Annotated in this window: 14 protein-coding genes; 10 read left to right on the forward strand and 4 right to left on the reverse strand. The window is 67.2% G+C overall.

Going from position 1 to position 11,991, the window contains the following annotated elements:
- Positions 1 to 223: 223 nt before the first annotated feature.
- Both AC1D3B_RS22000 and AC1D3B_RS22005 read right to left on the reverse strand, forming a co-directional pair.
- Entirely contained in the window at positions 224 to 901 is a 678-nt protein-coding gene (locus AC1D3B_RS22000) for a hypothetical protein (protein WP_478192798.1), read from the reverse strand.
- A 12-nt stretch (positions 902 to 913) separates the two neighbouring features.
- A complete protein-coding gene (locus tag AC1D3B_RS22005) occupies positions 914 to 2,098 on the reverse strand; it encodes a M20 aminoacylase family protein (RefSeq protein WP_478192799.1) in 1,185 nt (394 codons plus the stop codon).
- Between the two features lie 116 nt (positions 2,099 to 2,214).
- Here AC1D3B_RS22005 and AC1D3B_RS22010 point away from each other — a divergent pair, with 116 nt between their 5' ends.
- Genes AC1D3B_RS22010 through AC1D3B_RS22035 form a run of 6 tightly spaced genes read left to right on the forward strand, consistent with a single transcriptional unit; the run spans position 2,215 to position 8,174 of the window.
- A complete protein-coding gene (locus tag AC1D3B_RS22010; RefSeq protein WP_478192800.1) occupies positions 2,215 to 3,819 on the forward strand; it encodes an ABC transporter substrate-binding protein in 1,605 nt (534 codons plus the stop codon).
- A gap of 13 nt (positions 3,820 to 3,832) precedes the next feature.
- On the forward strand, positions 3,833 to 4,810 hold the full coding sequence (locus AC1D3B_RS22015) for an ABC transporter permease (RefSeq protein ID WP_478192801.1): 978 nt from the start codon (positions 3,833 to 3,835) through the stop codon (positions 4,808 to 4,810).
- A complete protein-coding gene (locus tag AC1D3B_RS22020) occupies positions 4,807 to 5,628 on the forward strand; it encodes an ABC transporter permease (RefSeq protein ID WP_478192802.1) in 822 nt (273 codons plus the stop codon). Before AC1D3B_RS22015 ends, AC1D3B_RS22020 begins: the two co-directional genes overlap by 4 nt.
- Positions 5,625 to 6,641: an ABC transporter ATP-binding protein gene (locus tag AC1D3B_RS22025; RefSeq protein ID WP_478192803.1), complete on the forward strand. Its 1,017-nt coding sequence runs from the start codon at positions 5,625 to 5,627 to the stop codon at positions 6,639 to 6,641. Before AC1D3B_RS22020 ends, AC1D3B_RS22025 begins: the two co-directional genes overlap by 4 nt.
- A complete protein-coding gene (locus AC1D3B_RS22030; protein WP_478192804.1) occupies positions 6,638 to 7,471 on the forward strand; it encodes an ATP-binding cassette domain-containing protein in 834 nt (277 codons plus the stop codon). The genes AC1D3B_RS22025 and AC1D3B_RS22030 overlap by 4 nt, the downstream gene beginning before the upstream one ends.
- Positions 7,472 to 7,478: 7 nt before the next feature.
- A complete protein-coding gene (locus AC1D3B_RS22035) occupies positions 7,479 to 8,174 on the forward strand; it encodes a phosphoribosyltransferase (RefSeq protein WP_478192805.1) in 696 nt (231 codons plus the stop codon).
- On the opposite strand, the gene AC1D3B_RS22040 is transcribed toward AC1D3B_RS22035, so the two are convergent.
- Entirely contained in the window at positions 8,175 to 9,104 is a 930-nt protein-coding gene (locus AC1D3B_RS22040) for a nucleoside hydrolase (RefSeq protein ID WP_478192806.1), read from the reverse strand.
- A gap of 14 nt (positions 9,105 to 9,118) precedes the next feature.
- On the opposite strand from AC1D3B_RS22040, the gene AC1D3B_RS22045 reads away from it, so the two are divergent.
- Genes AC1D3B_RS22045 through AC1D3B_RS22055 form a run of 3 tightly spaced genes read left to right on the forward strand, consistent with a single transcriptional unit; the run spans position 9,119 to position 10,295 of the window.
- Entirely contained in the window at positions 9,119 to 9,280 is a 162-nt protein-coding gene (locus AC1D3B_RS22045) for a hypothetical protein (protein ID WP_478192807.1), read from the forward strand.
- A gap of 18 nt (positions 9,281 to 9,298) precedes the next feature.
- Positions 9,299 to 10,063, forward strand: a complete 765-nt coding sequence (locus AC1D3B_RS22050) for a class II aldolase/adducin family protein (protein ID WP_478192808.1) — start codon at positions 9,299 to 9,301, stop codon at positions 10,061 to 10,063.
- A 28-nt stretch (positions 10,064 to 10,091) separates the two neighbouring features.
- Entirely contained in the window at positions 10,092 to 10,295 is a 204-nt protein-coding gene (locus tag AC1D3B_RS22055) for a 4-oxalocrotonate tautomerase (RefSeq protein ID WP_478192809.1), read from the forward strand.
- Between the two features lie 13 nt (positions 10,296 to 10,308).
- Here the strand turns inward: AC1D3B_RS22055 and AC1D3B_RS22060 are convergent, their stop codons facing one another.
- Entirely contained in the window at positions 10,309 to 10,731 is a 423-nt protein-coding gene (locus AC1D3B_RS22060; protein ID WP_478192810.1) for a hypothetical protein, read from the reverse strand.
- A 181-nt stretch (positions 10,732 to 10,912) separates the two neighbouring features.
- Here AC1D3B_RS22060 and AC1D3B_RS22065 point away from each other — a divergent pair, with 181 nt between their 5' ends.
- Positions 10,913 to 11,935, forward strand: a complete 1,023-nt coding sequence (locus AC1D3B_RS22065; RefSeq protein ID WP_478192811.1) for a LysR family transcriptional regulator — start codon at positions 10,913 to 10,915, stop codon at positions 11,933 to 11,935.
- Positions 11,936 to 11,991 lie beyond the last annotated feature (56 nt).

An 11,991-nucleotide genomic window follows, 5' to 3' on the forward strand; every position in this document is an offset into this window, starting at 1 on the left:
GAGAGTTCTTCGTCGGGTAGCCCAACTGGCGAATGGTCGCCCCGATTCGCTTCCCCAGTTTGATGTAGAGCTTGACCGCCCGAATGCGGTCGTCGTATGAATACATGAACTACCTCCAGAGGTAGTCCAAGATTTCTGCCGCACCCCCACCCCGGGGGCCTCCTTTGATGCGCTGCTCGGACGCGTAGGCCGGAGGCCGAAGCGGCTGAGCAGCGCGCGCCGGTCATGCCGCCGGCGTTGCCCTCCTTGCTGCCTGGCCGGCCTTGCGTTTGGCGCCTTGCGCCGCCGGAACGGCGAGGGCATTGGGCGTCACGGTGCCCAGGGATCTCGTGGAACGTGCGGACTCGGTCGTCAGATGATGGCCGCCGGCCGTTCCGGGTGACGCGATCCCGGCTCTCAGGACCGTGCCCTGCTTCAGGCCCTCCTCGCGATCCTGACCATCATCGCTGTCGTCCTGTACGCAGGCGTTCACGAGCGGGCCGGGGCACTCCGAGCGGAACTGCACGAATCCCAGGGCGCTCCCGACCGCCGTCATGCCTACAAACAACAGCCACGCGATCACCGAAGGCCAGCGGCGCGCGGCCCACCGGCGTGCGAAGTGCTTCTCCCACCGTCCGTCTGCGGGCTGGCCCTCCAGTTCCTTGAGGTAGACCCCGAGCACCGAGATGTGCCTGCGGATGGCCAGCCCCTTCAGGCTGCCGTACGCGGCGATGGCGACGGGGAGCAGCCACGCCAGGCCGGCATAGCCCGCCAGGATCTCCGCGTGGGTCGCCAGCCAGGCGAGCACGGCGGTAGCGCCGACGAAGCACGCGCGCTCGAGCAGGGCCAGTTCCGCCATGCATCGCGTCGCTTCGTCGTGAAGCGATGCGTATTCGTCGTTCTGCGGTGTTGGTTCGGTCATGGGTTCCTCTTCTCAGCGCAAATAGGCCTGCACGAGCGCAATCCAGTAGCTCGCGGTGCTGGGAAGGATCTCGTCGTTGAAGTCGTAGCCGGTGTTGTGCACCATGCAGCCCGGACCGCTTCCCGGCTTGCCGTCGCCATTGCCGACGATGAAGTAGCTGCCCGGCACGGCGTTCAGCATGAACGCGAAGTCGTCGCTGGCCTGCAGCGGGGCCATGTCGGGGATCAAGGCGTTTTCACCCATCGCTTCGACGGCGACCTGGCGCGCGAACGCGGTGGCGGTCTCGTCGTTCACGCAGGGCGGCATCTTCCACTGGTAGTCCACCGTCGCGCTGGCGCCGTGCACGGCGGCCTGGCCCTGGGCCATGGCGATGATGCGGTCGCGCAGGAATGCGCGGACTTCCGGCTTTCGCGCGCGGATCGACAGCTTGAGTTCGGCACTGGTGGGAATCACGTTGGGCGCCTTGCCGGCGCTCATCGCGCCCACCGTGACGACCGCCATGTCGTTGGGGTCGACCTCGCGCGACACCAGGGTCTGCAGCGCAAGGATCAAATGCGCCGCGACCATGATCGGATCGACCGTCGTGTGTGGCATCGCGCCGTGGCCACCCCTGCCTTCGATGGTGACGACCGCTGTGTCCGACGAGCTGTAGATCACGCCCGGCAGGAAGCCGAACCGCCCCGCCGGAAAGCCGGGCTCGTTGTGAAAGGCATAGACCGAATCGCACGGAAAACGGTCGAAAAGGCCGTCGTCGACCATCCTCTTCGCGCCCATCAAGCCTTCCTCGGCCGGCTGGAAAATGACATTGAGCGTGCCGTCGAAGGACTTCGTGGCCGCCAGCAACTGCGCCGCGGCGAGCAGCGTGGCCGTGTGGCCGTCGTGGCCGCAGGCATGCATGGCGCCGGGCTTGCGGCTGGCCCAGGACAGGCCGGTGGTTTCGGTCATCGGCAGCGCATCCATGTCGGCACGCAGTCCCAATCTTCTGGCGCCGTCACCGACCTTGAGCGTGCCGACCACACCGGTGCCGCCGAGTCCGCGATGGACCGCGTAACCCCATCGTGCCAGGCGCTCGGCCACCAGGTCGCCGGTCTGGAACTCCTCGTAGCCGAGCTCCGGGTTTGCGTGAATCTGCCGCCGCAGGCCGACCATCTCCTCGGTCGAATCCCGGATGCCGGGGTGAATGGGAACTGAAATCATCGGAGCACTGCCTTCCATCGCTGCGGTCGCATTTTCCACGCCAATAATGTGGACCGCCGCCGTGGCCTCGATATTGCTTCTCGAAGCGGCTGCTCCTGCAGGCCTCCCTTGCGACGATGACCCACTACTACCAGAACCCTACGCCCCCCTTCCTGACGCGACGCCAGTTGACCCTCGGCGCACTTGCCGTGGCCGGCGGCGTCGCCACCACGCGCCATGGCCGTGCGGCCACCGGGAAGGGCACGGCCGTGCTCGCGATCGACGCCGATCCGCCGACGCTGAACCTCGGCACGACCACCGACTTCGCGGCCGGCGACGTCTCGGCCAAGATCCTCGAAGGCCTGGTGTGGCTCGACCCGCAGTACAACCCCAAGCCCTCGCTCGCCACCGCGTGGACGATCTCGCCCGACGGCAAGACCTACCGCTTCACGCTGCGCAAGGGCGTGAAGTGGCATGACGGCAAGGACTTCACGAGCGCCGACGTCAAGTTCACATTGACCGAAGTCGTGGGCAAGCTGCATCCGCGCGCGGCTCCCGTGTTCAAGAACCTCGGCATCGAGGTCGACACGCCTGACCCCCAGACCGTGGTGATCCGGTTGCAGAAGCCCTACGCGCCTTTTCTTTCGCAGATGACGGTGTTCGACGCACCGATGCTGCCACGCCACCTTTACGAAGGCAGCAACATCGGCACCAACCCCGCCAACCAGAAGCCGGTGGGCACCGGCCCTTTCAAGTTCGGCGAATGGAAGCGAGGGGCCAGCATCAAGCTCGTGCGCAACGACCAGTACTGGGACGGCGACAAGCCCTATCTCGAATCGATCATCTTCCAGGTGATTCCGCAAGCGGCCAACCGTGTGCCCGCATTGCAGACCGGCGAGATCGACGAACTGCTCGACTTCTACACCCCGAAGCCCGAAGTCCCGCGCATCCTCGCCGACAAGAACCTGGCGCCGCGCCGCGGCGTGAACATCCCGGCGGTCTACTTCCTGATGTTCAACACGCAGTCGCCCCTGTTCTCGAAGCTGGAAGCGCGCCATGCGGCAGCCCTGGCGATCGATCGGCAACGACTTGTCAAGCAGGCCATGAACGGCATCGCACGGCCGGGCGCGGGTGCCTTCGGCGACGGCTTCAAGTGGCTACTCGACGAAGACGTGAGCTACGCGAAGAAGTACCCGCTCGATCCGGCGCGCGCCAAGGCCCTCTTCGAAAAGGCCGGCGCCAAGCCCGGCAGCACGACGGTGCGCATGCCCTTCGACGCAAGCCGCGCCCAGATGCGCGCGCAGTCGCAGATCATCCAGGACAACCTCCGGCAAATCGGCCTCGAAGTGAAGCTCGAGCCGCTGGAGCGCTCGGTGTACTACGAGCGCGTGTTCGCCAAGCGCGACTACGACATGATGCTGGGCTCGTACTTCTCGGCAGGCGATCCGGCCATCGGCTACACGCGCCTCTACAACACCTATACCGGCACCGCGCCCAACACCAATGCCAGCGGCTATTCGAACCCAAAGGTCGACGATCTGCTGAGTCGCGCCGCCACGGCCACCGATCGCGACCTTCGCGCCAAGCTCTACAAGGAACTGCAGGTGATCCTCAACGAGGACCTGCCGACGCTGGTGCTGTTCGACGAGGAGACGGTCGACACGGCGAGCAGGAAGCTCACCGGCGTTTTCCCGGCGCTCGATGCGCGCGACCAATGGGCCGGCGTGAGACGTCAAGACTAGCCGGCCCGGCCTGATGTCCTCCTTCATCTTGCGGCGCCTGCTGCATGCGATCCCGCTGCTGCTCGCGGTGGTGGTGCTCAACTTCCTGCTGATCGCGTTCACGCCGGGCGACCCGATCACGCTGCTCGTGGGCGACTTTCCCGCACCTCCCGAATACCTGGACCAGATGCGCCGCGAGTTCGGGCTCGACCAGCCGGTGTGGATCCAGCTCCTGCGCTATCTGGGCAAAGTGGTGCAGGGCGACTTCGGCTATTCGTTCGCCAACCAGCAGCCGGTGGCGACGCTGATCCTCGACAGGCTGGGCGCCACGCTGGAACTCACCATGAGTGCGCTCGCCTTCGCCAGCGCGCTGGGGATCGTGTTTGGCGTCATCGCCGCCCGTTCGGCCGCACACGGGGGTCGTGGGCTGGTCGACTCGGCGATCCAGGGCGTCTCGTCCGCCGGCTATTCGATTCCGGACTTCTGGCTCGGCCAACTGCTGATTCTCGTGTTCGCGATCTGGCTGGGATGGCTTCCTTCGCAAGGCAACAATCCCGTGCGCGGCACGCTGCCCGGCTTCGACGGCTTCGTGCAGCACCTGTCCTACCTGGTGCTGCCGGCTTTCGCGCTGTCGCTGCGCTACCTCACGCTGATCACGCGCATCACGCGCGCTGCGATGCTGGAGGTGATGAACGCGGACTTCATCCTGGCTTCGCGATCGCGCGGCGCTTCCGAGTGGACCGTCGTCGTGGTGCACGCGCTGCGCAACGCAGCAGCGCCGGTGCTGACCGTCATCGGCTACAACGTCGGCTTCGTGCTCGCGGGGTCGGCGCTGATCGAGGCGGTGTTCGCATGGCCTGGCATCGGGCGGCTGCTCTATGAATCGATCTCGAAGCGCGACTATCCGGTGATGCTGGCCATCCTGCTGATGGTGTCCGTCACGGTGGTGATCGCGAACCTGGTCACCGACATCATTCACCGATTGATCGATCCTCGGATCGAACGTGCATGAGCTGGCGACGCCTGCTGCGACGGCCGACGACGCTGCTCGCGCTGACCTTCCTCGCGTTGCTCTTCGCGCTGGCAGTCTTCGCGCCGTGGGTCACTGCCTACGACCCGCTCGGCGGCGGCGACAGCGCGCTGCTCGAACCGCTCTCGACCGGCCACTGGCTCGGCACCGACGACCTGGGCCGCGACATCTGGGCGCGCGTCATCTTCGGTACGCGCATTTCGCTCACGGTCGGCGTCATGAGCGCGCTGTGCGCGGTCGTCGTCGGCGTGATCGTCGGCGCGCTGTCGGGCTACTTCGGCGGCTGGCTCGACGCGCTGCTGATGCGCATCGCCGAGTTCTTCCAGACGCTGCCGCGCTTCGTGGTGGCGCTGATCGTGATCGCGCTGTTCGGCACCAGCGTGTTCAAGATGATCGTGGTGATCGCCGCGCTCTCGTGGCCGCAGCTCGCGCGCGTGGTGCGCGCCTCGGTCGCCACGCTCGCGCAATCGCAGTTCGTCGACGCTGCGCGCGTGGCGGGCATGGGCCACGGCGCGATCATCGTGCGGGAGATATTGCCCAATGTCGCGGCGCCCATCATCGTCCTCGGGTCGCTCGACATCGCAATGGCGATCCTGATCGAGGCCAGCCTGAGCTTCTTCGGACTGGGCGACCCCAATCATGTGTCGTGGGGCGCGATGCTCAACGACGCGCAGCAGTATCTGCGCAGTGCCTGGTGGATGTCGGCGTTTCCCGGGCTTGCGATCGCACTCACGGTGCTGTCGTTCAATGTCGTCGGCGATGCCTTGAATGACGCACTGAACCCCAGGGGGTCGAAATGAGCGATGCCAGTCCTCTGCTCGAACTGCGCGGCCTGTCGGTCGACATCCGCAAGGGCGCGGCGGCGCTTCGGGTGGTGAACGATCTTTCGCTCACGGTGCGCCGCGGCGAAGCGGTGGGCCTTGTCGGCGAATCGGGGTCGGGCAAGTCGATGACGGCCTTCGCGATCATGAACCTCTTTCCCTCGCCCTTGGCGGAGGTGGCCGCGGGGCAGATCCTCCTCGAAGGCCGCGACCTGGCGCAGTCGGGGCCAGCAGAATTGCGTGCGGTGCGAGGCGCGCGCATGGGCATGGTCTTTCAGGATCCGACGAGCTACCTCGACCCGCTGATGCCGGTCGGCCGACAGATCGCCGAGCCGCTGCGCGCGCACGGGCGTACCGAAGGGCTTCAGGCGCGCGTGCTCGAGCTGCTCGACATGATGGAATTGCCCAACGCGGCACGGGTCGCGCGCCAGTATCCGCACGAGCTCTCCGGCGGCATGCGCCAGCGCATACTCATCGCGACGGCGCTCGCGATGCGGCCCGCGCTGCTGATCGCCGACGAGCCGACGACGGCCCTCGATGTGACCGTCCAAGCGGGCATCCTGCGACTGCTGATGCGGCTTCGCAAGGAACTCGATCTCGGCATCCTGCTGATCACCCACGACCTCGCGGTGGTGGCCGAGACCTGCCAGCGGGTCAACGTGATGTATGCGGGCCAGGTGGTCGAGTCGAACGAGGTCGCAGCGCTCTTCGCGGCGCCGCGTCACCCCTACACGCAGGGACTGCTGGGGAGCATCCTGAGCCCCCGGTCGCGGGCGCATTCGCTGTTCTCGATTCCGGGCAGCGTGCCTATCGCGGGCCATTGGCCGGAAGGCTGCCGCTTTCATCCGCGCTGCCCGATCGCGCGCGGCGGCCTCTGCGACATCAGCGCACCCGCGCTGCGGGCCCTTGGAGCGGGCGCAGACCGCTGCCATCTGAGCGACGAATCGATCTCCGCCGACGCTTGGCAGCGTCATGAGGCCACGTCACCATGAACGCGGCCCTGACCTCGCCACTGCTCGAAGCCCGCGACCTGAGTCATCTCTTTCCCGTGCGCGCGAGCGGCGGGCTGTTCCGCGCCCGGGAGATGCTGCGCGCGGTGGATCGCGTGTCCCTGTCGATCCATGCCGGCGAAGTGCTGGCGCTCGTCGGCGAAAGCGGCAGCGGCAAGACTACGCTCGGCCGCATGCTGCTGGGGCTGACGGCGCCGAGCGACGGCACCATCCTCTACAAGGGCATGGACATCGCGACGCGGTCTGGCGAGGCGGCGCGCAGTTTCCGGCGCGAAGTGCAAGTGGTCTTCCAGGACACCGGTGGCTCGCTGAACCCGCGCCGCACCATCGGCCAGAGCGTTGCACTTCCGTTGACGTATCACCGCGGGCTCGACCGACGCGCGGCGGCGGCCGAAGTCGACGCGTTGCTCGACCAGGTCGGGCTGCCGGCCGCGCACTTTCGCGATCGGCTTCCGCACGAACTCTCCGGCGGCCAGCGCCAGCGCGTGGGCATCGCACGCGCGCTGGCGTCGAACCCTTCGCTGATCATTGCCGACGAGCCGGTGTCTGCACTCGACGTCTCGGTGCGCGCTCAGATTCTCAAGCTGATGTTCGACCTGCAGCGGCAACGAAAGCTCTCCTATCTCTTCATCACGCATGACCTGGGCGTGGTGCGGGCCATGGCCGATCGAGTGATGGTGATGCACCGGGGCCGCGTGGTCGAAAGCGGCGATGCGGATGCCGTGCTGAACGCCCCGCGCGATCCCTACACCCAGCGGCTGCTGGCCGCCACGCCCGTGCCCGATCCTTCGCGCCAGCTCGAACCGCAATGAGCCAACGATGACCCGTCATTTCACCGAAGCCACCACGGACCACTGGCAACGCATCGTCGCGGCCGAAGCGATCGCCCGGCCGGAAGCGCCGTGGCAGTTCGGCTACCCGGCGCGCTTGCCAGACGGCCGCGTGCTCATGTTGCCGATACGGCAGATGGCGAGCGAGCCATCGCATGCCGTGGCTTCGCTGCTGGTCAATCACGCGTCGCTCGACGTGGTCGACACCCTGGGAGCCATGCTCGCGCAGCGCCTGTCGGCCAGGGCGCCCGGGCTGGTGATCGGATTGCCCACGCTGGGGCTCGCATTGGCTCCAGTGGTCGCGCGTGAACTGGGCCACGCCCGCTATGTGCCGATGGGCTATTCGCGCAAGTTCTGGTACGACGAGGCGCTCTCCGCGCCGGTGCATTCGATCACCTCGCCGACGCCGGGCAAGCGCATCTACCTGGACCCCCATCTCCGCCCGCTGCTCGACGGCAAGCGCCTCGCGCTGGTCGACGATGCGATCAGCACGGGTACCACGCTGCGCGCGGCATGGGACTTGGTCGAATCACTCGGCGGCGACGTGGTCGCCTGCGGCGTCGCGATGCTGCAGGGCCGGCGCTGGGTCGAACTGCTTGGCGCCGAACGCGCGGCACGGGTCGTCGGCGTGTTCGACAGTCCCTTGCTGAAGGCCGTGCCGGACGGCTGGGTGCTGCGCGACTGATCAGCCTGCGGCGCGCGCCAGCGCGTCGAGAACCACGCGCCGCAACAGGGCCTCGTCGGCCACGGAGGCCACGTGCGCGTTGGCCTCGGCGCGCTTCGGCACCCGCCACTCGACCACTGTCATGCCGCGCGTGTGTTCTCCCTTGCATTCGGCCACCACGTGCGCCGGCCTGAAGCTCATTCCTTCGGGCGCCACCAGTGCGGCAGCAGCCGTCGGGTCATAGAGCGACATCGGCAACGCACCCGACGGACTCGCGATGCGCACGTAGCCGAGCAGAAGGTCGGCCAGCACTTGCGCCTTGTCGGAGCCGAGCGCACGAAGCGCTTCGGCATCGCTTGCATGGACGCGCACCTGCCGGCAGGCGTCGAGTCCGACCATGCGGATCGCCACACCCGCGTCGAGCACGACGTTGATCGCTTCGGGGTCGACCGCGGCATTGAATTCGGCCGCCGCTGTGTGATTGCCCGGTCCTGCGCTGCCGCCCATCCAAACGAGCTGGCCGATGCGACCTGCAAGGTCGGGGCGGGTCTGCAGCACGATGGCGATATTGGTGAGCGGCCCCAGTGCGAGCACCGTGGCTCGCTCGCGGGCCGCGAGATAGTCGATGAGCGCAGCCGACGCATGGCCCGGGGCCAGCGCCGCGCGCACCCTGGGAAGGCCGCGACCCGCCGAGGCCATGGCATCCGCACCCAGGATGTTCTGCGACGTGACCAACTCGCTGGCGATCGGCTTGTCGCTGCCCGCGTGGATCGGGAAGTCCCAGTCGAAGAAGGCGGCCGAGCGCAATGCGTTGTCGATGACCACGTCGAGCGGGGCGTTGCCCGCGACCAACGACATGCCGTCGACGCGCCAGGGCGGCGTGTGCGTGACTGTCAACACCGCCGCGAGGTCGTCGAAGCCCATGTCGGTGTCGATCCAGATGCTGTTCATGAGTCGGTCATTGGTTGAGGCTGGCGCAAATTGTCCCCGCATTGGCCGACGCCGCCGGAACCGATGCCGCCAAGGACCAGGCCGTGGCCTCCGCCTACCACGCCCAACTGGTACCGGCGTATTGCATGCAGTCGGTGCGGGTGTTCTTCGAAGGTGTGCTGAACGCCGGAGGTTGACGCGCTAGAGTTGCGGGCATGAACCAGCCCCGCAGGAACGACCAGCGCCCGGCCCGCACCGAACACGAGGTCCGTGTCGACCTCGCGGCGGCCTACCGCATGGCCGCACAGAACGGCTGGGATGACACCGTCTACACCCATCTGTCGGCCAGCGTTCCCGGTGAGCCGGGCCACTACCTGCTGAACCCGTTCGGCGCGACCTTCGACGAGATCACCGCATCGCGTCTGGTGAAAGTCAACGTGCGCGGCGAGGTGGTCGATGGTTCCGGCGCCCGCGTGAACCCGAGCGGCTTCGCGATCCATGGCGCGGTGCACGGCGCGCGACCCGAGGTCGAATGCGTGATCCACCTGCACACCCCCTGGGGCGTGGCCTTGTCGATGCTGCCGAACGGTCTGCAGCCGACCTCGCAATACGCGATGCGCCTGCACCGTCGGCTCGGCCGCCATGCCTACGAAGGGCTGGCGCTCGGAGGCGATGAGCAGCAGCGGCTTGTTGCCGACCTCGGTGCGCTCGACGGCCTGATCCTCGACAACCACGGCGCGCTGGTCGTGGGCCGCACCGTGGCCGAAGCCTGGATGCTGATGCATCTGCTCGAACGCGCGGCGCAGGCACAACTGCGCGCCATGGCGGCCACCGGCGGCGCGGTGCGCGTGGTCGGCGACGAACTCGCTCAACGCACCCATGGCGAATGGGTCGGCGACGGCAGCGAATGGGATGGCGACGTGGAATGGCCGGCCCTGCTGCGGCGGCTCGACCGTGTCGCACCCGGCTATCGGGACTGACCGATCAATTTTTCATCCGGAGAATCACATGCCCACCATCCGCGTCGAACTGTTCGAAGGTCGCACGATCGAGCAGAAGCGCGCTCTCGCGCAGGCCCTGACCGAGGCCACGGTAAGCACGCTGGGCGGATCACCCGAAGCCGTCGACATCCTGTTCTACGACATCGCGAAGCATGACTGGGCGACCGGCGGGAAGCTCTGGAGCGAGCCTGCGCCGCCGCCCGCTGGCTGAACAACGGAAACCGCTACAGACGCGCTGCCGAGTAGCCTCGCACCGGATTGCCGCCGAACTGATCGGGCGTTGCGAAAGCCTGCAGTTGGCGCATGAGCCGCACCAGTTGTGCCGCCTCGGGCGCGGCGGCCTTCAGCGGCATCAGTGCGGGATCGTGGTTCATCTTCCACGACGGCAGGTCGTTCCAACAGCTCGCCATGTACGCGACGAGGTTGCGGCCACGCAGCACGCCCATCGAGCGCTTCAACGACCCATCCATCTTCGATTGGCAGTGCAAGGCGAGCAACGCGGTCTCCGCCAGCGCCTTGGGGCCACCCTCGACGAGTATTTGCCGGCCGGCTTCGCGCAGTTCGCCGGGCGCGCGATGGTTACCTTCCCATGCCGAGGCCGCAAGCAGCAAGAGGTCATGGATGTGAACGGGTAACTGGTCGTCCATGTTGTCGGTCTCCTTGGACCAGGTTGAATTCCAGATTGAATTGTGTGGCGCGGTCCCTCTACCGCCAACTGAATCGTCGCTGCCGCGCATCACGTTTTCGAGTAACAGCGCAAGTTTCGGAGACGCTGTCGTCGGGATGAATGCTTTGGGTCTAGTCGCCGCGGCCCGCAGCCGAAACGCGATGGCGATCCGATGGCCTGATAACCTGCGCGTCATGGCCATGCCGAACGCTCGCGACCCCGCCGCCGATCTGCAGCACGCGCTGCTTTCCCGCCTGAAGCTGCGGCAGTTGTCGCTTCTGCAGGCCATCGATCGGCATCGCACGCTCGGCCGCGTGGCCGCCGAGATGCGACTGAGCCAGCCGGCCATCACCAAGGCCTTGCGCGAAGCGGAAGACATCTTCGGCAGCCGGCTCTTCGAGCGCACGAGCCGCGGCTTGGTGCCCACCCCTTCCGGAGATGCCGTGCTGCGCTACGCGCGGCGCTGGCTCGCGGAGTTGGAGGCCACCTCGCGCGTCCTCACGTCACTGGAGGCGGGCCACAGCGGGCGGCTGCGCCTGGGACTGACGCAGCAGGTGCCGCAACAGCTGCTGTCGGCGGCGCTCACGCACCTGCTCGATCGAAGCCCGCGTCTGGCAGTGATGACGCGCGAAGGCACGACGGACGAACTCGTCGCCGGACTCATCGCGCGCGAACTCGATTGCGCCATCGGCCGCTCCTACGACGGCGATGCGACGGGGCTCGTGCAGGAGGCGATCTACGAGCAGGCGCCTTGCCTGGTCGTGGCCGCGAAAAGCCTGAAGCGCCTGTCTCGCGGACCGCTGGACTGGGCGCGCCTGGCGCAGCTCGACTGGATCCTGCCGCCGCCCAACACGCCCATGCGCAGGACCTACAACGCGATCTTCGTGGGTGCCGGCGTGCAACCGCCGGTCCCGATGCTGGAGACAACATCGATCCGCAGCATGGAGACGGTACTCAGGACGGAGCCGAACGCGATTTCCATCCTGTCCCGCGACGTCGTGGCCGAGATGGAGCGGGGCGGGTACTGTGCGGCGCTGCCTTATCGCCTGAGCTGGAACCTGCCGCCGGTGAGTTTCTTCACGCTCAAGGAACTGGACGAGCATCCGACCGTGCGGTCACTGAGGGCCGCGGTGGGGGAGGTCGCGCAGCGCATGCAGCGGAAGGCCGCACCTGCGACCGCGTGACAGGTCCATTGGCGAGGAGCGCCGGGGCCTCCGTGGAGCGCAGCCGCGCGATGCGA

This window comes from Variovorax sp. P5_A3 (genome assembly GCF_056400665.1).